18 protein-coding genes are annotated in these 22,112 nt (G+C 71.3%); 15 read left to right on the top strand and 3 right to left on the bottom strand.

Going from position 1 to position 22,112, the window contains the following annotated elements; translation table 11 throughout:
• Positions 1 to 156 precede the first annotated feature (156 nt).
• Together ACFWBQ_RS09910 and ACFWBQ_RS09905 are read left to right on the top strand one after the other, a co-directional pair.
• Complete coding sequence (locus ACFWBQ_RS09910; protein WP_385486041.1) at positions 157 to 1,317, top strand: transposase; 1,161 nt, start codon at positions 157 to 159, stop codon at positions 1,315 to 1,317.
• A gap of 30 nt (positions 1,318 to 1,347) precedes the next feature.
• Positions 1,348 to 2,037, top strand: a complete 690-nt coding sequence (locus tag ACFWBQ_RS09905; RefSeq protein WP_385486039.1) for a response regulator transcription factor — start codon at positions 1,348 to 1,350, stop codon at positions 2,035 to 2,037.
• Positions 2,038 to 2,097: 60 nt separating this feature from the next.
• Here the strand turns inward: ACFWBQ_RS09905 and ACFWBQ_RS09900 are convergent, their stop codons facing one another.
• Positions 2,098 to 2,850 (bottom strand): arylmalonate decarboxylase, encoded by a 753-nt coding sequence (locus tag ACFWBQ_RS09900; RefSeq protein WP_385486037.1) that lies wholly within the window; start codon positions 2,848 to 2,850, stop codon positions 2,098 to 2,100.
• 238 nt (positions 2,851 to 3,088) lie between these two features.
• On the opposite strand from ACFWBQ_RS09900, the gene ACFWBQ_RS09895 reads away from it, so the two are divergent.
• From ACFWBQ_RS09895 to ACFWBQ_RS09840, 12 genes are all read left to right on the top strand, one after another.
• The gene (locus ACFWBQ_RS09895; RefSeq protein WP_385486035.1) at positions 3,089 to 4,240 is read left to right on the top strand and encodes an isopropylmalate synthase; all 1,152 of its coding nucleotides are present in this window, start codon (positions 3,089 to 3,091) and stop codon (positions 4,238 to 4,240) included.
• Between the two features lie 112 nt (positions 4,241 to 4,352).
• On the top strand, positions 4,353 to 4,538 hold the full coding sequence (locus ACFWBQ_RS09890; protein WP_385486033.1) for a lysine biosynthesis protein LysW: 186 nt from the start codon (positions 4,353 to 4,355) through the stop codon (positions 4,536 to 4,538).
• 1 nt (position 4,539) lies between these two features.
• The gene (locus ACFWBQ_RS09885) at positions 4,540 to 5,388 is read left to right on the top strand and encodes a RimK family alpha-L-glutamate ligase (protein WP_385486031.1); all 849 of its coding nucleotides are present in this window, start codon (positions 4,540 to 4,542) and stop codon (positions 5,386 to 5,388) included.
• Complete coding sequence (gene argC / locus ACFWBQ_RS09880; protein ID WP_385486029.1) at positions 5,385 to 6,440, top strand: N-acetyl-gamma-glutamyl-phosphate reductase; 1,056 nt, start codon at positions 5,385 to 5,387, stop codon at positions 6,438 to 6,440. Before ACFWBQ_RS09885 ends, argC begins: the two co-directional genes overlap by 4 nt.
• Entirely contained in the window at positions 6,437 to 7,255 is an 819-nt protein-coding gene (locus ACFWBQ_RS09875) for an acetylglutamate kinase (RefSeq protein WP_385486027.1), read from the top strand. The genes argC and ACFWBQ_RS09875 overlap by 4 nt, the downstream gene beginning before the upstream one ends.
• On the top strand, positions 7,252 to 7,815 hold the full coding sequence (locus ACFWBQ_RS09870; protein ID WP_385486025.1) for a type 1 glutamine amidotransferase: 564 nt from the start codon (positions 7,252 to 7,254) through the stop codon (positions 7,813 to 7,815). The genes ACFWBQ_RS09875 and ACFWBQ_RS09870 overlap by 4 nt, the downstream gene beginning before the upstream one ends.
• A 53-nt stretch (positions 7,816 to 7,868) precedes the next feature.
• Positions 7,869 to 8,987 carry a Glu/Leu/Phe/Val dehydrogenase dimerization domain-containing protein gene (locus ACFWBQ_RS09865; protein ID WP_385486023.1) on the top strand — a complete coding sequence of 373 codons (1,119 nt, stop codon included), beginning with the start codon at positions 7,869 to 7,871 and terminating at the stop codon, positions 8,985 to 8,987.
• On the top strand, positions 8,984 to 10,711 hold the full coding sequence (locus ACFWBQ_RS09860) for an AMP-binding protein (protein WP_385486021.1): 1,728 nt from the start codon (positions 8,984 to 8,986) through the stop codon (positions 10,709 to 10,711). The genes ACFWBQ_RS09865 and ACFWBQ_RS09860 overlap by 4 nt, the downstream gene beginning before the upstream one ends.
• Before the next feature lie 96 nt (positions 10,712 to 10,807).
• Positions 10,808 to 12,112, top strand: coding sequence for a pyridoxal phosphate-dependent aminotransferase (locus tag ACFWBQ_RS09855; RefSeq protein WP_385486019.1), 1,305 nt, complete (start codon positions 10,808 to 10,810; stop codon positions 12,110 to 12,112).
• 27 nt (positions 12,113 to 12,139) lie between these two features.
• On the top strand, positions 12,140 to 13,099 hold the full coding sequence (locus ACFWBQ_RS09850; RefSeq protein WP_385486017.1) for a fumarylacetoacetate (FAA) hydrolase: 960 nt from the start codon (positions 12,140 to 12,142) through the stop codon (positions 13,097 to 13,099).
• A gap of 105 nt (positions 13,100 to 13,204) precedes the next feature.
• Positions 13,205 to 14,617, top strand: coding sequence for an NtaA/DmoA family FMN-dependent monooxygenase (locus ACFWBQ_RS09845; protein WP_385486015.1), 1,413 nt, complete (start codon positions 13,205 to 13,207; stop codon positions 14,615 to 14,617).
• On the top strand, positions 14,614 to 15,846 hold the full coding sequence (locus tag ACFWBQ_RS09840; protein WP_385486013.1) for an LLM class flavin-dependent oxidoreductase: 1,233 nt from the start codon (positions 14,614 to 14,616) through the stop codon (positions 15,844 to 15,846). Before ACFWBQ_RS09845 ends, ACFWBQ_RS09840 begins: the two co-directional genes overlap by 4 nt.
• Here ACFWBQ_RS09840 and ACFWBQ_RS09835 read toward each other — a convergent pair.
• On the bottom strand, positions 15,840 to 16,691 hold the full coding sequence (locus tag ACFWBQ_RS09835; protein ID WP_385486011.1) for a hypothetical protein: 852 nt from the start codon (positions 16,689 to 16,691) through the stop codon (positions 15,840 to 15,842). The genes ACFWBQ_RS09840 and ACFWBQ_RS09835 overlap by 7 nt on opposite strands.
• Before the next feature lie 311 nt (positions 16,692 to 17,002).
• Between ACFWBQ_RS09835 and ACFWBQ_RS09830 the strand changes: the two genes are divergently transcribed.
• Complete coding sequence (locus ACFWBQ_RS09830) at positions 17,003 to 21,628, top strand: HEAT repeat domain-containing protein (RefSeq protein ID WP_385486009.1); 4,626 nt, start codon at positions 17,003 to 17,005, stop codon at positions 21,626 to 21,628.
• A gap of 160 nt (positions 21,629 to 21,788) precedes the next feature.
• Here the strand turns inward: ACFWBQ_RS09830 and ACFWBQ_RS09825 are convergent, their stop codons facing one another.
• Entirely contained in the window at positions 21,789 to 22,055 is a 267-nt protein-coding gene (locus tag ACFWBQ_RS09825; RefSeq protein WP_385486007.1) for a hypothetical protein, read from the bottom strand.
• Positions 22,056 to 22,112 lie beyond the last annotated feature (57 nt).

The following is a 22,112-nucleotide window of genomic DNA, read 5'->3' as shown; positions in this document are numbered from 1 at the left end:
GCCGACCCAGGAAATCGACTCCCCGGACGGTACTTTCGTCTCGTACGTACGTGCCATGTATCCACTTGGGTGCGAGCGAATACGAGTATCGAAGGGGCGTAGCGTTACATGTCGTCAAGTGAGTTACGCACAGCCGTGCCGGACGATGGGGCGCGCATGCAGACGTTCATGGACGAAATCTTCCGGCCGTTCCGCCGGTCGGAACAACGCCGTTGGGCGCAGGCGTATCTATGGGCGCTGATCCATGTCTCCGGCAGGAAGACGCCGCGGCGTATGGCCCTGGCCACGCCGTTGCCCTCGGCCGCGGCACACGGGCTGCACCAGTTCATCAACGCCAGCCCATGGGACTGGAAGCCGGTGCGCCGCAGACTCGCCCGGCGGATCGCCGCGCGTACGACGCCGCGCTCCTGGACCGTCGCCGAACTCCTCATTCCCAAGCGCGGCGAGCACTCGGTGGGCGTGCACCGGCGCGTGGACGCATCGACGGGACGCACCGTCAACGGCCAGCGTGCCATGGGCCTCTTCCTGGACACGGACACCCACTGCTTCCCGGTGGACTGGAGCCTCGTGCTCGGCGGAGCCTGGGACTCGGACAGCGAGCGCAGGCGCCGCGCGCGCATACCGGAGACCGAGACCGGGCGCCCCGTCGGCGCCTACGTCCTCGGCTACGCCGCCGACGTGTCCGCACAGCCCCAGCTGCCCCGTGTCCCCTGGGTCCTCGACCTGACGCGCTGGGACGATGCATGCAAGGTGCTCGCCGGGCTCGCCCGGCAACGGCTCGATGTGGTGTGCGAGGTGGACCCGAGCCGGTTGGTGCTCACCGGGCAGCACACGCCCACCGTGAGCACCGTGGGCGAGCTGATGGAGTTGCGGCACGCCCGGCAGACGCACGTGCTGCTCCGTCGGACCGCGTACGGCCGCACCGAAGCGGTGCCGATCCACGCGTACGCGGGAACGGTACGGCTACCGGGGCTCGGCGCCGGCGACGAGGGCAGCTCCCGCACGTACCGCGTCCTGGAGCGTCCCGACCCGGACGGCCGACAGCCCGCCCGGTACTGGATCACCACGCTCACGGACCGGCGGGTGGAGGAGGTTCTCCGGCTCGCGCGCAGCCGCGCCGCAGCTCTGTCGACCGTCGCCACGCTACAGAAACGGTTCGGCGTACTCGACTTCGAGGGCCGCTCCTTCCCCGGCTGGCACCACCACATGACCATGGTCTCGGCCGCGTACGCCTACCGGCACCTGTACGCCGCTCCCGGCGCGCTGCCCCCCGAACCGGCCGAGTCGCCCGGCGAACTCACCGGTGCCGCGAGCTGACAACGGGCCGGGGAGAAGGGGATGGGACTCATGACGAACGTACTCGTGGTGGAACGGAACGCCTCCGCGGCCGAAGCCATGGTCAACGATCTGCGGCGGCAGGGATACACCGCCCGCAGCGTCGGCACGGGGGCGCGGGCCCTGCGGGCGTGCGGTGACGCGGACCTGGTGCTGCTTTCCCTGGACCTGCCCGACATCGACGGACTGGAGTTGTGCCGGTCCTTGGGGAACGGCAGTGACACGCCCTTGATTGCCGTAACGGACGTCGACAATGAACTGGAGCGGGTCCTCGCCCTGAAAGCGGGCGCGGACGACTGTGTGGTGAAATCCTGGGGATTCCGGGAAATCGGAGCACGAATCGAAGCAGTACTGCGCCGGGCCCGCCCCAGACCGGCCCTTCTCGACGCCATTTCCCTGCGCCCGCTCCACATCGATCCACGAACCCGGGAAGTGCATCTGCACAACCGGCTCATCGATGTGACATCGAAGGAATTCGAGCTGCTGTACACCCTGGCCACAACCCCCGAAACCGTGGTGACAAGGAAGGAGTTGATGGAAAAGGTGTGGGGAAGCAGCTGGGCGCACCCCAGCCGCACCATCGACACGCATGTGAGCAGCCTGCGGGCGAAACTCGGCCACAGCTGCTGGATTCACACGGTCCGGGGTGTCGGCTACCGGATGGGGCACGCCTGGCGCATGCCCGAGGCGTCCGCCGGCTGAGCCGTCGGCCCGCGCGAGGCCCCGGGGAGCGCAGCGGCGCGTGCCCCGGGGCTCTCGGCGTCACGCGGCCGCGCGCTCCAGCCTCCGCAGCAGCGGGTGTGCCGCACCGGCCGCGCCCCCCACCGCGCGCCGCGCCCACCAGGCCGATGCCAGGTTCGAGGTCAGCAGGGTCCGGTGGGGATCCTCCCGGGCGAGCTCGGCGAGGGCACCGATCGTGCCCATGCCCGTACCGGTGAACAGCAGGGCGGTGCCGACGGGGATGTCCCGCTCCCGTATGCGCCGCAGCACCGTAGCGGTCGTCACCTCGTACGGGTCGAAGTGGCCGCCCCCGGACGGATCCGTCGAAGCAGGCACGAGCACGACTCCGTCGACCGTGAGGCCGGCCCGCTCCCAGAAGGCGCGGGACGTGTCGGTGAGCCACGGCTCGTACGGGGAGACGAGCGTCAGGCGGGTCACGCCGAGCGCCTCGCATGCCGCGAGGATGGCCTGCGTCGACGACTGCACAGGGAAACCCACGCGCTCGGACAGCTCGGCGCAGAAGGCGCGATCGCCATCGGGGTCCAGCAGGTAGTGCGAGGCGCTGCACGCCACCACGGTGGCGTCCAGGCGCATGCCGCCGAAGGCGCCGAGGATGCCGGGAAGAACGTCGTTGTACGTCTCCAGCATGGGCCTGAGGCCGATTCCCGGGGTCACCGGGAATCGGGACGTGTACACATTCATTCCGGATCCGAGAAGGTGGTTGAACTCGGGTTCAGCGGTGGGATTTTCCGGCGGAACGACGACCCCGAGCCGGGGCAGCGAGAAGATGTCCATGGCCGCACAGTAGGACCCCGGTCGCAGCAATGGCGGGCCGGTGCGGCCGATTTGTCGTCAGCCGTACACCGGCCTTGCACTCCCTTTCCTTCTTGACATTCCTTGACAGTCCCCCACACAGCCCTGACACGAACGATCTTGCCCTTTCCGGCCGCACAGCGGAGGGTATGGAGAAGCGCCTGCCGAATCCCCCCCGGAATTCGGCCCACAGACCCTGCCGGGAACAAGGAGTGAAGAAATGGCAGCAGCAGAAAGCCTTGAGAAAGTGCCGAGGCTGCCCCGTATATCCGACGCGACCCTGCGGGACTCCGCACACATGGCAGGCGTCGAATTCGGCCCCGAGGACGCCGCGGTCATCGCGGACCTGCTGGTGCGCACCGGCGTCGAACTCGTCGAAGTGGGCATGGTGTCCGGCCCGGACTCCAAGGACGCCGGCCTCGTCCTCGCCACCCACGAGGCCGTCGGCCCCGAGCGCAGCATGACGCTCGTCGTCGTACGTGACCGCCGGCAGGTCGCCGAGGCCCTCGACGAGGCCGAGCGCCTCGGCGTGCGCCACATCATGTACTCCATCCCCACCTCCGAGCAGCACGCCCGGCTGAAGCTCGACTCGCACAGCCCCAAGTACGTGGAGAAGCTGGCGCGTTCGGCGATCTCGCAGGCCAAGGAGCGTGGCTTCCACGTCACGTTCAGCGGAGAGGACGGCGCCCGCACCCCCAAGGAGCGGCTCGTCCCCTACGTCACTGCGGGCTTCGAGGCCGGCGCCGACCGCTTCCGGCTCGCCGAGACCGTCGCGTACCTGTCGCCCTGGCAGATGGAGGAGGTGATCGCGGACCTCGTCGCGATCGACGGCTCCGAGATCGAGATCCACTCGCACAACATGCTGGGCATGGCCGTCGCCAACTCCCTCGCCGCCGTCCGCGCGGGCGCGCAGTGGATCTCGGCGACCGTCGGCGGCATCGGCGAGCGCGGCGGCAACGCCCCGCTGGCCGAGCTGCTCACCTCGCTGCGTGTCATCCACGGCGACACCCGCTTCGATCTGACCCACCTCACCGAGCTGTCGCGGGTCGCGCTCAGGGGCGCCGGCCTCGGGGATGCCTTCCAGTCGGGGCCGACAACACCGCACGCCTTCGCGTACGAGCTGCCGGGCCAGCTCAGCCACCCGGAGGCGTACGAGACCCTGCCGGCCGAACTCGTGGGCAACACGCGCGAGTTGCGGGTGCGCAGCCGCCTGACACCTGCCCTCGTCACCTGGGCGCTGGCCGACTCGGGCCTCCTCGTCGACATCGCCGCCTTCACACCCTGGCTGGCCGAGCAGCAGGAGCGGGACGGCCGCCCGCTGCTGGACCGGGACGCGATCCGCAAGGCCGCCATCGACTTCCGGCCCGTCTGAACCCCGTCCCGCCCGAACCGCATCGACTGCCGGGGCGCGAAACCCTCCCCGTCCCGGCCGCCCGGTCCGTTCCCGAAAACCGACACCCGCGTACGACCTACGGAGTTGAACCATGTCCACCGCCACGCTCACCGGCATCTGCCCCGAGTGCGAGACCGACCTGACCGTGCCGCCGGTCGTGAAGGGCGAGACCCTGTCCTGCCCCGAATGCATACTCACGCTCCGCATCGAGGACATCAAGGACGGCCACCTGACACTGGTCATGGTCGAGGTACAGCTCCGCGACTGGGGCCAGTGACATGGGCGGCAGAGTCGCCGTCGTCGCCGACCGCATCAGCTGGGAGGAACGCCTGCTGATCGAGGCAGCCCCGGCCTTCGGTCTGCGCCTCGACTGGGTCAACGACGAGTCCCTGTGCCTCGGTCATCCGGACGCCCCGTCCGTCAAGGGCTACGACGCACTGCTGGTACGCAGCCGCAGTTACACCCGCGGCGGCCTGATCGCCACGCTCGCCGAGGCGGCCGGCGTACCCACCCTGAACACCGCCCGTGCGATTCACGCCTGTGAGAACAAGGCCGCCCTGCGGGCCGTCCTGCACACCGCGGGCGTACCCGTGCCGGACCACCGGCTCGTGCTCTCCCGCAAGGACTTCGAGAAGGCTCTCGACGAGCTGCCCCTGCCGGTGGTCCTCAAGCCCGTCTTCGGCGGCATGGGCAAGCGGGTCACGCTGATCCGGGACGCCGACACCGCCCAGTCCGTGTACGACTACGTCGAGGATCTCGGGCACGCCTTCGAGCAGGCCTGCGTGGTCGAGCCGTACCTCGGCGGCAGCTCGGTGCGCTGCCTCGTCGTCGGGCGCGAGCTGATCGGCGCCGCGGAGTTCGAGAGCGGCGGCACCGACTGGCGCAACAACGCCGCGCTCGGCAACAAGAACCGCGCCGTGGCCCACGACCCCGATGTCACGAAGATCATCGATGGCGTCACCTCCGAACTCGGCCCCGGAATCTACGGGGTCGACCTCTTCCGCACCCCTGACGGCTACGTCGTCAACGAGGTCAACCACGCTCCCGGCTTCCGGGCAGTGGCCTCGGCGACCGGTGCGGACATCCCGTCGGCCATCGGCCGTTACGTGCAGGAGCTACTCGCATGATCCGCGCAGGAGTCGTCGGCGCCTCCGGGCTCGCCGGCGGCGATCTCATCCGGCTGATCACTCAGCACCCCGACCTGGAGCTGACCTTCCTCGGCGGCTCCTCCAACATCGGCAGGCGCCCGTCCCAGCTCCACCCGGGTCTGCGCATCGACCAGGGCCTGACCGTGCAGCCCGTGACCGAGGACGTCGCCGACCAGGTCGATGTCCTCTTCCTGGCCACCCCGGCGCCGGTCTCGGCCGAGCTGGCCTCGCTGCTCGCCGACCGGATCCCGGCCGTCGTCGACCTCAGCGGCGCCTTCCGCATCCGCACCCCGGAGCTCCACGACCGCTGGTACCCGAAGGTGAAACGGCGTACCGACCTCGCGGACCGCTTCGTGTACGGCGTACCGGAGCTGATCGGCGACCAGCTGGCGGACGCCGCGCTGATCTCGCTGCCCGGCTGCTACGCCACCGCGATCACCCTGGGCCTGGCGCCGCTCACACTCGGCCTCGGCCTGGACCTGAAGACGGTGGTGGTGGACGGCAAGAGCGGATCGAGCGGCGGCGGACTGCAGCTGCGCACCTCCGACCTGCACCCGTTCCGCAGCGGGGCCATCGCCCCGTACTCCCCGACCGGGCACCGGCACGCCGCCGAGGTCGGCGACTTCCTGGAGCGGAGCAAGCCCGGCGCCATCGGATCCCTGTCCATGTCCGCGTACGGCGTCTCGAACGTGCGCGGCCTGCTCACCAGCTCGTATGTCTTCACGGACGAGAAGGTCGACCAGCGGGAGCTGTCGCGGGCCTACCTGCGCTTCTACAAGGGGCGTCCCTTCGTCCGGGTGCGACGGCACGACGAGACGCTGATCCCGGTGCCCGACCCGCAGGCCGTCCTCGGCTCCAACTTCTGCGACGTGACGGTGCTGTACGACGAGGAGGGCGGCCGGATCGTCGTGCTCGCGGCCCTCGACAACCTCGTCAAGGGCGCCGCCGGCCAGGCGGTGCAGGCCGTGAACCTGCGGTTCGGGCTGCCCGAGGAGACGGGCCTGACGATGCAGCCGGTGATGCCCGCATGAGCGCGCAACCGAAAGGTCATGTCCCGACCGTGGTGAAGCTCGGCGGCAGCTGCCTCGACGACCTCGACGGCGCGTGGTGGGACGATCTGGCCCGGCACGGGCAGGAGCGGCCGCTGATCCTCGTACACGGCTGGTCCAAGCCGCTGAAGAAGCTCGGCCCCCGCTACAGCGAGCCGTCGGCGATCCTGCGCGACCGGTACGGCAACCAGAGCCGGTGGACCACACCCGAGGTCATCGACGACATCAAGACCGTCAGCGCGGAGCTGGCCGAGGACGTCCTGGGGCGGCTGGAGCGGCGCGGTATCACCGCGGAGCGGCTGCTCGGCAGCGACGGCCTGGTGAGCGCGGGCGAAGGCGAGAAATGGTGGTGGCGGGAGAAGCAGCTCGTCGAGCTGGAGAACCTCGTCGGCCCGATCACCGGGGTGGACCCGGCACCGCTGAAGAACCTGCAGCCGCGCCACGCCTACCTCGTCACGCCGCTCGCCCGCAACGGGACGGGCCGGGAGGTCAACACCGACGCCGACCGGGCCGCCGCCGCGATCGCCGGGGCCATCGGCGCCACCGACCTGGTCCTGGTCACCGACGTCGCGCACCTGCTGATCGACGGGGAACCGGTGCACCGGATCACCGCGCAGGCCGCGGCAGCCTTCCGCGACAAGGGCGCGAAGGGCGGTATGCGCAAGAAGCTGCGCGCCGCGGGCGAGGCCCTGGAGCACGGCGTGGAACGGGTCGTCATCGGCAGCGCCCCCGTCACCCACCTGCTCGAAGCCCGCACCGGCACCGTCATCACCCGAACGGGAGGAGCGAACACATGACGCAGCCCCGTGTGCTGGTCGTCAACAACGGAACCCTGTCCCTGAAACAACTGCGGTCCCGTTTGGAGGAGTTGGGGTCACAGACCGAAGCCGTCGATGCCTCGTCCGTGCCCGCCAGGCTGGACGGACGCTACCGGGCGATCGTGCTGAGCGGCACCAAGGTGCGCGCCTACGAGAGCGATTACTACAAACCCCTCATCGACCTCGTCCGGAGCACGGACGTCCCGGTCTTCGGCATCTGCGGCGGCATGCAGATCCTCGCCGTCGCGGCCGGCGGACGCCTCGCGGAGGGGCCGCAGCGGGTCGGCGGCTACGAGGCGCAGGTCGACAAGGAGGAGCCGCTCTTCACCTACGTGAAACCGACGGTCACCGTCTTCCACCGGCACACCCTCTACCTGCAGGAGGCCCCGCCCGGCTTCCGCTCCATCGGCCTCTCCGCGCACGCGCCGGTGGAGTTCCTGCGCTCCGACGACGGCCGCATCCTCGGCTCCCAGGCCCACCTGGAGTTCCGCAGGGACGGCCTGGAGATCCTGCGGGGCTTCGCGCAGCTCTACCGGTGACCCGCCTCTCGCACCGGCTTCCCCCTCTCACCTACGGCCACAAGGACTTGGCAATGAGTGCTCTGGAAGACCCGCAGGCTCCCGCCTTCACCGTCCACCTGAACGGGAGCGGCAGCACGATCAAGGGCTGGGTGGTCGTCGACACGCTCGTCGACGGCCTGGCGATGGGCGGCACCCGGATGACAACCGGGGTCACCGAGGAAGAAGTCGCGGGTCTGGCCCGCGACATGACGGAGAAGTTCACGCTCGCGGGCCTGCGCATCGGCGGCGCCAAGGCCGGCATCGTCTCCGACGGCACGCACCGCGAGGAGACCTTCCGCACCTTCGGCCGCACCGTCAAGCCGCTCCTGCACGGCGGCATCCACCTCGGCATCGACATGGGCGTCACCCCCGCCGACCGGGCGGTCTTCTTCGCCGAGGCCGGCTACGACCCGCGCTACCGGCTGGGCGCCCCGGACATGCCGATCGACTGGCGCACCTACTACGAGCCCCTGATCGATGCCACCGGGCACGGTGTCGGAGTCGCCGCGATCACCGCCCTGGAGGCGAACGGCCGTACGGAGCCCGCCCGGGTGGTGGTGCAGGGCTTCGGCGCGGTGGGCCGGGCGGTCGCGCGGTTCCTGGAGGAGCGCGGGCACATCATCGTGGGCATCGCCGACGTGCAGGGCACCATCAGCGCGGACCGGCTGCCGGTGGCCGATCTGGTCGCCGTGACCGACGAGTTCGGGCGGATCGACCGCTCCCGCCTGCCGCAGCACGTCACCGTCTCCGGCGAGCCCGAGGCCTGGCTGGACGTGGATGCGGACCTGCTGATCCTGGCGGCGCAGAAGTACGCGCTCACCGCGGAGAACACGCACCGCCTCCGGGCCGGTCTGGTGGTCGAGGGCGCCAACCTCGCCTCCAGTGACGCGGCGAAGGAGAAGGTGGCCGCCTCGGGCGCCGCCCTGGTCCCGGGCGTGATCGCCAACATCGGCGGGGCCGCGTCGGCCGCCCTGGCCGTCACCCGGGTCGTCCCGTTCGACCTCGCGGCAAAGGCTCGCAAGGCGTGGGTGTTCGACTGGGTCGGCGACCGGGTGCGGCAGAACACCCGGGACCTGCTGGAGATCGCGGCCGCCCGGGCGGGCAACCCCCTGCCCGAGCTGCTCGCGGCCCGCCGGAAGGACCGCCGATGAGCACGGCAGCCACGGAGTCGGCAGCCTCAGCGGCTACGGAGCCGACGCCCTCGGCGACCGTATCCTCAGCACCCGCATCCGCGGCGGCCGAGGAACGGGCGACCGAGTACCGCCGTCGCGGCTGGTGGCGGGACGAGACCTTCCTCGACGACCTGCACCGGCAGGCGCGCCGGCACCCGCACCGGCTGGCCGTCGCGGGCCGACGCGTCGCCGAGTCCCGCACCGACACCCTCGACTACGCGGAGCTGGACGCCCTCACGGACCGGTTCGCCCATGCGCTGCTCGACCTCGGTGTGCGGCGCGGCGACTTCGTGGCCGTACAGCTCCCCAACCGGTGGGAGATGGTGCCGCTGATCTTCGCCTGCATCCGGGTCGGGGCCGTCATCTGCCCGATCTCGCCGATCTGCCCGGCGGACGAACTACGTCACCGCCTCGGCCTCACCGAGGCCCGGGTCTGCGTCACTCTCCCCGAGTGGTCGGGAACGCCCCTGGCGCAGATCGTCACGGAGCTCAAGGACGAAATCCCCTCGCTCGAGCACGTGGTGGTGGTCGACGGCCCGGTGCCCGAGGGTGCGCGGTCCTTCCACGACCACTTCGTGGCCGAGGCGCGCGAGGAGCAGGAGGGGGCCACCGATCCGGACGGGCCGGCCCTCGGCGCCGACGAGCCGTTCGTGGTCCTGTTCACCTCGGGCACCACCGGCGCGTCCAAGGGCGTCCTGCACAGCCAGAACACGGTTCACTCGGCCGTGCGCGGTTACGTCGACGCCTTCGGGGCCGGGGACGACTGGGTGGCGGCCGTGTCCACGCCGCTCGTCCACTACTCGGGGTTCGCGCAGGGCGTCCTCGCGGGCGTCATGCTCGGAGGCACCGTCGCCTTCCAGGACGTACGCCGCAACGAGGCACTGCTCGACCTGGTGGAGCGTTACGGCGCCACCCTGCTGTACGGGCCGCCCACCACGCTCGCCGACGTGGCCGCGTCGCAGCGGGCGGAGAAACGCGACACGAGCACCCTGCGGCACGTGGTCATCGGTTCGGCCCAGGTCCTGAAGGAGCTGGCCGACGAGGTCCACGAGACTCTGGGCGCGCGTACCTACTCGCTGTGGGGCATGTCCGAGAACGGCCCCGTGACCACGACCCGGCCCCAGGACCCCGAAAGCTGGGCGGCACACAGTAACGGCAGCGCCATCGACTCCATGGAGACCCGCATCGACGCGTCCGGCGCCGTCGGGGAAAGCGGCTCCGTGGGCCGCCTCAAGGTGCGCGGCGCGTCGCTGGCGCTCGGCTACCACAAGCGCGACGACGCGTTCCACGCGGAGCTGGACGCGGACCGCTGGTTCGACACCGGCGACCTCGCGAGGGACGACGGCCGTGGTGGCATCCGCATCATCGGGCGGGCCCGCGATGCGATCCTGCGCGGTGGTCTGGTCGCGCCCGTGACGGAGCTGGAGGCGGTCATCGGCAACCACCCGAACGCCGTCGAAGCGGCCCTGGTGGGTCTGCCGCCGGCCCGGGACGGCGACGAGCCGGTGATCTGCGCCGTCGTGGTCCCGCGCGGCGGGGCGGGTCCGTCGCTCGGCGAACTCCGTTCCCGCATCGGGGAGGCGGGCCACGACCCCCGCTTCCTGCCGGACCGTGTGGAGCTGGTTCCCACCCTCCCGAAGACCCTGACCGGCAAGGTCCGCAAGGCGGAGCTGCGGCAGCGGTACGCCACGAGGACACCCTGACCGGACCTGGACCAGGCCCCGGGCTCGGCCCCGGGGCACCGGCGCCCGGCCCACCCCACCCCCGTCAGCCCGTCACACCCATCGCTGGGAGCTGTCATGCCCGAACCCACACCGGTCTCCATGTCGGCGACCCTCGCCGCCGACGAGGCCCTGGCCCGGCGGCGCCGGGCCGGGGAGCGGGTGCTGTCGATGGCCAGCGGCGAGATCGGCCTGCCCGTCCTCGCCACGCTGCGGGACCGGCTCGCCGCCGCGGCGGGCGAGAACGCGTACGGCTCCGTCGCCGGAAGTCCCGCTCTGCGCACCGCCGTCGCCGGGTACTGGGAGCGGCGCGGGCTGGGCATCGACCCGGAGCTCGTGGTGGCCGGGCCGGGCAGCAAGGCACTGCTGTTCGCGCTGCTGCTCGCCATCGGCGGCGACGTGGTCGTGCCCGTGCCGAGCTGGGTCAGCTACGCGGCGCAGGCCCGCCTCGTGGGGGCGCGGCCCATCCCCGTACCCATCCTGCCGGGGCAGGGCGGCGTACCCGATCCGGACCGGCTGCGCGAGGCGGTCGCCGACGCACGGGCCGCCGGGCGCAACCCCCGGTCCGTGGTCGTGACGGTGCCGGACAACCCCACCGGCACGGTGGCGGCGGCCGCCACCGTACGGCGGCTGGCGGACGCGGCCCGGGAACTCGACCTGGTCATCGTGTCCGACGAGATCTACTGCGATCTGGTGTACGACACCTCTCGGCCCGCCGTGTCCCCGGCCCTGCACGCGCCCGAGCGCACCGTCGTCACCACCGGCCTCACCAAGAACCTGGCGCTCGGCGGCTGGCGTACGGGCGTGGCCCGGCTGCCCGACAGCGACATCGGGCACGCCCTGCACACGCGCCTCGTCGCCGTCGCCAGCCAGGTCTGGTCCAGCCCGCCGGCGCCCGTGCAGAGCGCGGCAGCGTACGCGTTCGGGGAGCCGCCGGAGGTCACGGCGCACATCGCGGCGAGCCGCCGGCTGCACGAGACGGTGGTGCGCGCGGTCGCGGACCGCTTCACCGCCGTGGGCGCCGAGTTGGCCCCCGTCGTCGCGACCTGTTACCTCTACCCGGACTTCGAGCCCCTTCGGGACCGGCTGGCGCAGAGGCACGGCGTGCGCGGCGGTGACGACCTGGCCCGCCTGCTCTCCGAGCGGTACGGAGTCGGCGTCCTTCCGGCGAGCGCGTTCGGGGAGCCCGGCCGCGCCCTGCGGATCCGCGCCGCGACCAGCCGTCTCTACGGCGACTCCGACGAGCGGCGCACGGCCGCCCTGACGGCGCCGGACCCGCTCGTTCTGCCGTGGATACGGGAGGCGGTCGACCGGATCGGTGAGGTCCTGGCCGACCTGACGGGCGCAAACGCCCCTGCCCCCGCTCTCACCCCACAGTCCTGACACCCATCAGCACAGGAGGAGTACCTCATGTCCCTGCCCGTTCTCCCCGATCTCCCCGTCCTGTTCGAGGCCACGTACAACGGCGAACGCCATGTCGGTTTCGGCAGGCCCGAGGACGGCACGCAGCAGACCCTGTACCGGGTGGCCGACGGACAGGTCGCGGCCGCCTTCGTCTCCACCGACGGTTCACGGACCGCCCTGAAGGCCGCCCTCACCGAAGGCGCGGAAACCGTCGTCGTCACCGTCGGCGACCCGGAGCTGAGGCTGCTGCCACCGCTGCTGCCGACGGCCACGGGCAACGCGCTGCTCAGCGGTTTCATGGGCACGCACAGGAAGAAGTGGGGCGGTGAAACCGCCCCGGAGGACGGGGAGTTCACCCCGCCCAAGTGGTTCTTCAAGGGCTTCGGCGACTGGGTGCGCCTGCCGGGCGAGACGCTGGACGTGCCCGCGCACCCGGTCGCCCTCATCGAGGAGCCGGAAGTCGCGCTCGTCTACGTCAACGACGCCGACGGCACCCCCCACTACGCGGGCTACACCTTCGGCAACGACCTGTGCGACATCGGCCTGCACCGCCAGGACCCCGGCTACAACCCGTACTGCAAGCTGTGCGACACAGCCCTCACCCCGTGGCTGTTCCTCGGCCCGCCTCCGCGCACCGTGACCGGGCGGGTCACCATCGTGCGGGACGGGGCGACGGCCTGGGAGGGCGGTTTCGACTGCGGCGCCGACGCCCTGTACTACCGGGTGCAGGACATGGCGGCGCACCTGTTCTCGTTCCCCGCGGTACGGCGGCCCGGCCAGATCAACTACGTACTCCTGGGCGCCGACGAGGCCAGCTTCCACGACGGTTTCCGGATCGCCGACAACGACCGCATCGCCATCGACGTGAAGAGCCACGGCGTGGTCTTCGAGAACACGGTGCGGTACGTCTCCCCGGCCCCCCTCACCGCGCCGGCCGCGGCACCCGAGGCAGCCCCGTCGGCGTGAACAGCTCATGAAGTCAGGCCCGTTGGCCTGTCCACGCCGACACCGGCCTGTGCACGCTCATAGGGTCCCATCCACAGCCGGACCTTCGCAGGAGGAAGCAGCACCGTGCCCGCCACCGGAAAGAAACAGGTGCACCTCGCCGCGCAGCTGCCCGGCATCCACAACGTGACCGTCTGGTCGGACCCCCGGTCCGAGAGCCAGATCTCCATCGACTCCTTCATACGGCTCGCGCAGACCGTCGAACGCGGCAAGTTCGACTTCTTCTTCCTCGCCGAGGGGCTGCGGCTGCGCGAGCACAAGGGGCAGGTCTACGACCTGGACATCGCGGGGCGCCCGGAGAACCTGACCGTGCTCAGCGCGCTGGCCGCCGTCACCACGCACCTCGGCCTCGCCGCGACGGTCAACGCCACCTTCAACGAGCCGTACGAGGTGGCGCGCCGGCTCGCGACGCTCGACCACCTCAGCGGCGGGCGGTCGGCCTGGAACGTGGTCACCAGTTACGACGCCTTCACCGGCGAGAACTTCCGCCGCGGCGGCTTCCTCGGCGAGTCCGACCGATACACCCGTGCCGCCGAATTCCTCGCAACCACACGCGAGTTGTGGAACAGCTGGTCGGACGGGGATCTACGTGCCGACGCAACTGCGGGAGAGTTCGTGCGGCCCGGGGCCGGCCGGTTCGCCCATCGCGGACAGCACTTCGACATAGCCGGCCGGTTCACGACACCGCCCGGCCCGCAGGGACATCCCGTGATCATCCAGTCGGGCGAGTCGGACGCGGGCCGCGAGTTCGCCGCATCCGACGCCGACGTGATCTTCAGCAAGCACAACCAGCTCGATGTGGCCCGTGACTTCTACCGGGATGTGAAGCGGCGCCTGGCCCGGTACGGGCGCACCCCGGACGAGCTGACGATCATGCCCACCGCCAACGCCGTCGTCGCCGACACCGACGAGGAGGCCGTCGCGTACGCCGCCGAGGTCAGCCGCGACCTGGTGAGCCCGCAGACCGCGATCGCCCACCTGGAGGCGGTCTGGGGCCGCGACCTGTCGAGGTACGACCCGGACGGACCACTGCCCGACATCGAGCCCGAGGAAGACGCCCATTTCCTGAAGGGGCATTCGGTGTTCCGTAAGGGCCGCGGCGAGACGGCCCGTCAGTGGCGGAAACTCGCCGAGGAACGGAACCTGAGCATCCGCGAACTGGTCATCGAGGTCGGCGGCCGCCAGACGTTCGTCGGCAGCCCGCAGACCGTCGCCGACGCCATCGACCACTTCGTGCAGACCGAAGGCGCCGACGGCTTCGTCCTCGTCCCCCATCTGACACCCGGCGGGCTCGACGACGTGGTGGACCGGGTGGTGCCGCTGCTCCAGGAGAAGGGCGTGTTCCGCGAGGACTACTCGGGGACGACGCTCCGGGACCACCTGGGCCTGAGCACCCCCGTCCGCGCCGAGCGGTCCGTGGGCAACGAGAAGTCCGCAAACAGCGAGAAGTCCGTGGACAACGAGAAGGAGGCCTCGTGACCGGCACGACCGGCAGCACCCCGCTCCACCTCGCCGTCGCCCTCGACGGCGCGGGGTGGCATCCGGCCGCCTGGCGGGCGACGGACGCCAGGCCCGGCGAACTGCTCACGGCCGCGTACTGGGCCGGCCTGGTCGCCGAGGCCGAGCGGGGCCTGCTCGACTTCGTCACCTTCGAGGACGCCCTCGGACTGCAGTCCGCAGCCTTCCACCGGCCGGACGACCGCACCGACCAGGTCAGGGGCAGCGTGGACGCGGTGCTGCTCGCGGCCCACCTCGCTCCCCTCACCACCCGCATCGGCCTGGTCCCGACGACGAACGTCACGCACACCGAACCGTTCCACCTCGCCATCGGCATCGCCACGCTCGACCACGCGAGCAAGGGCCGAGCCGGCTGGCGCCCGCAGATCTCCTCGCGCGCCGCCGACGCCTCCCACTTCGGCCGCCGCACCACGCCTCAGGTCACCGACGACGACGTACGCGACTCGGAGCTGATCGCCAAGCGGCTGCGCGAGCTCTTCGCGGAGGGAGCCGAGGTGGTCGAGGCGGCGCGGCAACTGTGGGACAGCTGGGAGGACGACGCGGAGATACGCGACACCGCCTCCGGCCGCTTCATCGACCGCGCCAAGGTGCACCACATCGACTTCCAGGGCACGCGGTTCAGCGTGAAGGGCCCCTCGATCACGCCGCGAACCCCGCAGGGGCAACCGGTGGTGGTGAGTCTCGCGCACGCCTCCACCCCGTACGAGTTCGCGGCGCTCGGCTCCGACCTCGTCCACGTCACCCCGCACGACCGTGCGGGCACCGCGGCGGTCCTCGCGCAGGTCGACGAGGCGGTGGAGCGTACCGGCAGGGACCTCCGGGACCGGCCCCTGCGGACGTTCGCGGAGCTCCTCGTCTTCCTGGACGAGGAGCCGGGCGCCGCCGCACGTCGCAAGGCCCGCCTGGACGAACTGGCCGGCGCCGAACTCGCCTCCGACGCCGAGATCTTCGTCGGCACGCCCGGCGAGCTCGCCGACCTGCTGCTCGACTGGCGCACCGCCGGCCTCGACGGCTTCCGGCTGCGGCCCGGCACGCTGCCGCACGACCTCACCGCGATCACCCGCGGTCTGGTCCCGGAACTGCAGCAGCGCGGCGTGTTCCGTACGGTGTACGACGCCACGACCCTCCGCGGCCACCTGGGCCTGCCGCGCCCCACCAGCCGCTATGCGGAGGTGGAAGCGCGTCAGTAGCCGTAGCGGCTCTTCAGATGGCGCCAGAAATCACGGAACATCCAGGTGTCGAACTCCGTGATCTGCGTGGCGGAACCGGCGTTCATCAGGAAGCAGCACTGCCCGGTCGGGGTCCAGTCGTAGAAGTCGTCGAGGCCGAAGGTGTGGCCGACTTCGTGCAGGTAGATGTGGATGTTCTCCTGGCTCAGCGCGCCGGTGAAGTACTCCTGCCCCACGCGCTGTCCCCAGTCTCCGCCGGCACCGCCCTGGAAACCCTTCGTCAGCCACAGTGACTGGTCGTAGTGGCGGGCCGCACCGCCGGGGCAGCGTGCGTAGTCGCCGTCCTGGTGGAAGAAGCGGCCGCAGTCCGGCGAGCACTGCGGGGCGCCCCCCTCGTCGAGGTTTCCGGCGTAGATGTCGACGGAGTTGTCGGTCCACTGGAGTGTCGAGCGGTCCTTCACCGCCCAGCCGACGATGTTGACCGGCACCGTGGTGTACGGCCAGGCGTTGTGGCCCTGACCGTTCTCCACCATGGCCGCCGTCCATTTCCCGAACTGCTTCTTGAGCGCGGCGTGGATCCTGTCGCGCAGGTCGGCGCCGACCGGGGCGTCGGACTCCCAGCGGACGCAGTAGTTGATGCTTCCCCTGTTGGCCATGACCTGGTCCCAGCCGTAGTTACGGAAACCGTAGAGGTCGGGGTAGGTCGACTCGACGTGGTTCCACACCTCGCCCAGCGGCTGCACCAGGTTCGCCGGCGGGCTCCACCCGTCGGCGGCCTGCGCGGGGGATGCCGTCGCCGCAGGCGCGGCGACCATCGCGATGAGGGCGGCGAGGACGGTCAACAGACGCGCAAGGTCTTTGCGCATGGGTGACTCCCTTGGTGGGGGGACGGGACTCCGCCCTGAAGTCGCCGCCACCACCCGCGGAGGTTGCCGACCGCACTCGCTCAAGTCACCACCGGGCTGCCCGCGGGTCAGCGGCTCCTGGATGCTGTCATGACCGCGCCATACTGTTGACTGTGCGTCAACTTGCGGCCACACAAGGCAATACAGACTTCGCACGAGGTGCACGATCGGCGCTGCCGAAGCGCGCGGCTCCCGGAGACGCCTCCGCGTTGGCGACGAGGTGAAGCGAATCTCGCTGGTGGAGCCCGGAACGCCCTGGTTAGCATCCGCTGATGACGATGCCGGCGGACCAGCCTTTCCACGATGCCGTACGCCGAGCCGACGTCGACTGGTTGTCCGGTCACCTCGATGCGCAGGTCTGCCCGCCGGCCGTCTTCGGGCGTCTGATCCAGCACGGACATCCTCGTGTGCGGTATCTGGGATTGGTCCTTCTTGCAGAACGAGTCGCGTCAGGCTCGGCCGACAAGAGGCCCGAGGCGGCCGAACTCGCGGCGCTTCTACCGGTGTCGGTGGCCGAGCCGCCGGAGACCGCGCTCGTCATGGCGGGGCTCTACGAGCGGCTCGGGCCGTTCCGGAGGGCTCGCTCCTGGCCGTCGTGGCGTACGGCCGAGCTGCCGGTGCGCGTGCGGATCGCCTGGCTGCGCGCCGAGCTCCTCAACGACCCCGCGGTCATCCGGCGAGAACCTCCGGGTGAACTGCTCTACCAGGCGGTGCGGGAGGCGAGTGCCACCGGCGCGCACCGGCCCGCGCCCCTGGTGGACGAACTGGCGGACAGCGGTGACCCGGTGCTGCAGACCGAGGCTCTCCGGCTGGCCCGGCAGGGCCTGCATGCGGGGCTGCTGGCCCCTGCTCGGGTCCGCGAGGTCGTGATCGGCCTGCTCGGCGGCCCCAGCGCGGTCACCCTGGCCGCGCTGGAGGAGCTCGCCCAGCCCTGGGCAACGATGGATCCGCTGCCGCCGGGACGGCTGTCCCCCCTTCTTGCCGCCGGTCCGGTGATCACGAGACCCGGGGTTGCTGACGCGGCCCTCGTGGTCGCCGCCCGCCACGGGCACGGCGGCCTGCTGCGGCAGGTCATCGGCGATCCGGATCTGCCGCCGGGTCTCCGTCGAAGAGCGATGGAACTACTCGGCGATCTGGCGGACCGCGATGACATCGGTGAACTGACGGCCATCGCCGCGCAGGATCCCCTGCTGTTCGGCGGGCCTGCCGTGACCTGCCTGCGCGGGCTCCACCGGCGGGGCCACTTCGCGGACGACCTGCACGCTCCGTCCGTGGTCGGCCTGGCGCTCGCAGATCATTCGATTCCGCCCGGCGAGGTCGCGACGATCCTCTACACCTGCCGACAGGTGATGTTCCGTGCACTGGTGGACGCGGCCACGGACGATTCCAGCTGGCCGCGACGGCTCGCTCTGCTGGTCGCCCTCGCCGAGCAGGGGGCGGGGGATCTCCCGATCGGGGACGCGATCACACGGTTGCTGCCCCGTGTCACCACGCAGCCGAGGCCGTTTCTGCGCGCGATCCGTGAGCTTCGCCATGCGGACGCCGAGGAGGCCGTGATCGCCCTGCTTCCGTCGGCGCCCGCCGCGGCCCTGGAGGCCCTGGAGGCCGTCGGAGGGCATCGGACGGTACTGGTGCTGAGGGAAGGGCTCGGTCTGAGCGTGCCCGAGAGCCCGAGCGCGCCCGGGGGCGAGGGCGTGATCGCGCCCCATCTCCGCGCCGTACGAAGCCGCGCCCTGGAGCTCCTGTGGCATCTCACCGAGGATCCGACGCAGCGGCGTGCCCTCCTTGTCCGCCTCGATCCCACCGACCTGCCGCCTCGCATCGCGAGCGACCTCGGCGGGCCGGACGAGCAGGAACTGGCGCTCCTCAGCTCTCGTCCGGACCCCGGCAAGCCGGTGGCGGCCCTGTGCAGACTGGCGGCCTACGGCGGCGCCGGCACCCTGCCGGCCATCGAGGACCTGCTCGCGCGCATCGTGACCGAGCTGGCGGCAGCCCGGGAACCAGGCGCAGCAGACTCGCGTCTCGAGAGCGGGCACACGACCGGCGAACCCGCAGTACCCCAGGAGGTGCTGGATGCCGTCCACGCCCTGGGCCGCCGTCTCTACGAGCGGGGACGGATCAGGCCGTCCTGCCTGCTCGACGCGGCGGATGCGCAAGCGGCAGGCCATGCGCTCGTCGCGACGACAGGGCTGAATGTGCTGGACCGGCCAGGTCTGTCCAGCGGTGAGCAGGCGATCCTGCTCGAACTGCTGCTCCGGGCCCCCTACATGCGCACCCGCGCACGCGTGCACCGCATGCTGCGGCACCGCGACCGGCACGTGCGCAAGCACGTGATCGCGTTGCTCGCCCGCGACGCCCGGGGCGACGATGCGCAGGCGTTGTCGGCGACCTTGATCGCGCTGACCACCGCCGGGGACGTCCAGACCGTCCGGCAGGCGCTCCTCGCCCTCGGCCATGCGGGGGCCCGCTGGGCCTGTACCGCGATCGCGGCATGTCTCGCCCATCCGAACATGAACATCAAGAAGACCGCCGCCGAGGTCCTGGTCGACGTCGGCACACCGACGGCTGTACCGGCACTGCTCTTCCGGCTCGGGCACCACGACAACCCCGGCCTGCGCATCGCACTCGTCGAGGCGCTGCGTTCCGTCCTCGGAGAGGCGTACACCGCGACCCTGCTGGCCGCCGCCGAACACAGTGACAGCAGCCGCGCCGTCGAGCTGCTGCTGGACGGGCTCGACGGCGCACTGCCGGTGCGCTCGGTACTCGCGTTGGACGACCAGGCATCGCCGATCGCGCCGACCCTGCTCGCCCTGGTGGCGGCCGGCCTGGTCCGTCTCACCTCCGGGACGGTCGCGGACCTCTCGACGCCACTGGCCGAGCACGGCATCACCGCGCCCGCCGCACGCCGGTCGGCAGCGGACGAAGGCGGCGGGCCGGACCCCGACGTCACGTCGCTGGTGAAGGACGGCTGGAACCCGTCGCGCGCGTTGCGCGTCGCCGGGAGGGACGAGCCTCCGCACCCCGACCGGGTGCGCGGACTGCGGCCCATGCTGGCGGACTGGCTCCGGCTCGCCGACTCCGAACCCGCCGCCCGGGACCGGGTGGTGCGGTTCACGCTGCGGCTGTGCCCCGCACCGTGGGCGGCGGAGGAACTGACGGTCTTCGCCCGGTTCGCTCAGCTCCTGATCGACGTGCTCGCCGACGCCTCGGACGAGGACCGGCACGACCTCATCGCCGTATTCGGCGCGGCCGCGCCGAACCTGACAGCAATCAGGAAGCCGGCTGTCGCCGACGCGGTACGGGCACTGCGTCCCGCACCTGCGGGACGCAGGTCCACGCTGGCGCTGTTGCGCAGCCTCGACGCTGTGCTGGTCCGCACCGATCTCGAGCAGGCGCTCGCCGCTGCCCGGCTCGGTGCCGACCCCTGGCTGGCCGAGGCCGCCGTACTGCGGGAGGCTTTCGCCGCCACGGAGCCTCCCGCGGACTCCGTGCCCGCCGAGGCCGGAGCGTGGCGGGCCGCGCTGGAAGCCGCAGTGCGCACACCGAGCGCCTTGGAGGAATTCCGCCGTACGAACAAAGGCGGGGCCCGCTCCGGAGACCGCCTGAACGCACTGATCGAGGTCTACTCCTCGGCCGGCCCGGAGGTCCGCACCGCGCTCGTCGACTGGATGGCTGCTGTCCAGCCCCTCGACGCACCCCCCTGGACCATCACCGAGACCGCACACGTGCCCACGCCGGCGGCACGGAGCATCAACGCCGACGATCTCGATCAGCCCCGTTCGTCCGCACTTCGTGAGCGCCTGCTGGTCATGCTGCGGGGACCCGCTCCGGACCGCAGAGCGACTGCGGCACTGGCGCTCCTGAAGTGGCCCGAGCCCGAGGCCGGACTTCCCGTGCTGCGGGCGTTTCTCCGCGGCCACGTCGACATACCCGTCGGCGCCGACCTGGCGCGCACACTCACGGCCCTCGACGAGACGGAACTCCGGGCCGACGACATCCTGCGCGACCGGGTGGCTCTGGCGGCCCTGCAGCTCGACCCGTGGGACCTCGTTCCGCTGGTCCCGCTGCTGCTCGAACGGTGGGAACACGACCGGGCCACGGAGGTGACCGGACAGGCGCTGCGCAGGGTCCCGGCCGATGTGCTGGCGGAGCACCTCGCCAACCGCCTGGACGGTGGGGCCTGGGGGTACCTCGACCTGCTCACCGACCGTCCGCTGCTGCGCACCCCCGCGCTGGTCAGGACCTGTCGACGGCTACGGGCCGAAGGACGCGACGACCTCGCGGACAGGCTTCGTCTCGTCGAGGGCCCGCTGCGCGGTCCCGATGCCGCGCAACAGGACTCGGCCGCGCTGGAAGCGCTCCGCGATCGCGCGCGTGCCGTGCCCGCCGGAGCCCCGTACCGCCCGTCCCGGCGGGAGTTGCTGGACCTGGCCCGCACCGGCGATCCTGAGCAGATACGCCGCGCACTCACCCGGCTGGCCGAGATGTACCCGGGCCCGGACACGGACCAGGACCCCGAATTGCGGGACCTTCTCAGTGAGTTGTTGCATCACCCGAGGACCGGGATCCGCCTTCACGCGCAGCGGACCTCGCGGGCGATGCTGGACCGGCAGACCTACCTGCGGCACACGTCGATCCTGCTGGACGACCCTCGGCCCGACGTCGTGCGGACGGCGATCCGGGCTCTCTGCCACGCCTCCTGGGCACCCGCGATCCCCGCCGTGACCGCACTGCTCGGGCACCCACACCCCGTGGTCCGCAGGGCAGCGGCAGAGGGACTCATCGGGATGGGCACACCGGCGATCCCCGCTCTCAGGCGCGCTGCCGACCACGCCCGCCCCGACAGGCGGTCCCTCTATACGGACGTCCTCGACCGGATCACGGCATCCCAGGGATGACCGTCGCTCGCGACCACAGGAACAAAGTGCCCTGAAGACTGCGACGGGCCTTTCCACGACACCGTCGAACTGCCTGTGGTGGTGACGCTCCGACGACACCGCCCGGTGCCGGGCTCGGAGGCCGCGGCCTTCGTTCACGCCGACGCGAAGCGCCGCTCCGTCACCGGGCCTTCTGCCCCTTCGCAGGCGTTCGCGTTCGCCAGTGGTCCGCGGCCTCCGCACCGAAGCCGGCCACTACCAACAGGCATCCCAGCCAGAAGAGCGGGGTGTTCTGCCGCTCCACTCCGCCGAACAGTATGGCCACCAGGCCGACGGAGGGCAGAAAGACCCCGCCGGCCGTCCACCAGCGGCCCTTGAGAGCGAAGTTGATCGCGGAGGCCGAGCTCAGCACGAAGAGCACCGTCATCACTGCCATGGCTATGCGCATGACGGCAGTCTGCCTTCCTCGTTGCCCGGATGGGCCGGGAGGCGGGACCCGGCGGGT

The organism is Streptomyces sp. NPDC060035 (genome assembly GCF_042736635.1).
Classification (GTDB): Bacteria; Actinomycetota; Actinomycetes; order Streptomycetales; family Streptomycetaceae; genus Streptomyces.
Note: the sequence above shows the minus strand (reverse complement) of the source record. Positions and strands in the feature narration are given on the sequence as shown.

Coding starts and splice junctions, on each gene's coding strand:
- ACFWBQ_RS09910 (WP_385486041.1), top strand. CDS start 157: ATGCAGACGTTCATGGACGAAATCTTCCGGCCGTTCCGCCGGTCGGAA.
- ACFWBQ_RS09905 (WP_385486039.1), top strand. CDS start 1,348: ATGACGAACGTACTCGTGGTGGAACGGAACGCCTCCGCGGCCGAAGCC.
- ACFWBQ_RS09900 (WP_385486037.1), bottom strand. CDS start 2,850: ATGGACATCTTCTCGCTGCCCCGGCTCGGGGTCGTCGTTCCGCCGGAA.
- ACFWBQ_RS09895 (WP_385486035.1), top strand. CDS start 3,089: ATGGCAGCAGCAGAAAGCCTTGAGAAAGTGCCGAGGCTGCCCCGTATA.
- ACFWBQ_RS09890 (WP_385486033.1), top strand. CDS start 4,353: ATGTCCACCGCCACGCTCACCGGCATCTGCCCCGAGTGCGAGACCGAC.
- ACFWBQ_RS09885 (WP_385486031.1), top strand. CDS start 4,540: ATGGGCGGCAGAGTCGCCGTCGTCGCCGACCGCATCAGCTGGGAGGAA.
- argC (WP_385486029.1), top strand. CDS start 5,385: ATGATCCGCGCAGGAGTCGTCGGCGCCTCCGGGCTCGCCGGCGGCGAT.
- ACFWBQ_RS09875 (WP_385486027.1), top strand. CDS start 6,437: ATGAGCGCGCAACCGAAAGGTCATGTCCCGACCGTGGTGAAGCTCGGC.
- ACFWBQ_RS09870 (WP_385486025.1), top strand. CDS start 7,252: ATGACGCAGCCCCGTGTGCTGGTCGTCAACAACGGAACCCTGTCCCTG.
- ACFWBQ_RS09865 (WP_385486023.1), top strand. CDS start 7,869: ATGAGTGCTCTGGAAGACCCGCAGGCTCCCGCCTTCACCGTCCACCTG.
- ACFWBQ_RS09860 (WP_385486021.1), top strand. CDS start 8,984: ATGAGCACGGCAGCCACGGAGTCGGCAGCCTCAGCGGCTACGGAGCCG.
- ACFWBQ_RS09855 (WP_385486019.1), top strand. CDS start 10,808: ATGCCCGAACCCACACCGGTCTCCATGTCGGCGACCCTCGCCGCCGAC.
- ACFWBQ_RS09850 (WP_385486017.1), top strand. CDS start 12,140: ATGTCCCTGCCCGTTCTCCCCGATCTCCCCGTCCTGTTCGAGGCCACG.
- ACFWBQ_RS09835 (WP_385486011.1), bottom strand. CDS start 16,691: ATGCGCAAAGACCTTGCGCGTCTGTTGACCGTCCTCGCCGCCCTCATC.
- ACFWBQ_RS09830 (WP_385486009.1), top strand. CDS start 17,003: ATGACGATGCCGGCGGACCAGCCTTTCCACGATGCCGTACGCCGAGCC.
- ACFWBQ_RS09825 (WP_385486007.1), bottom strand. CDS start 22,055: ATGCGCATAGCCATGGCAGTGATGACGGTGCTCTTCGTGCTGAGCTCG.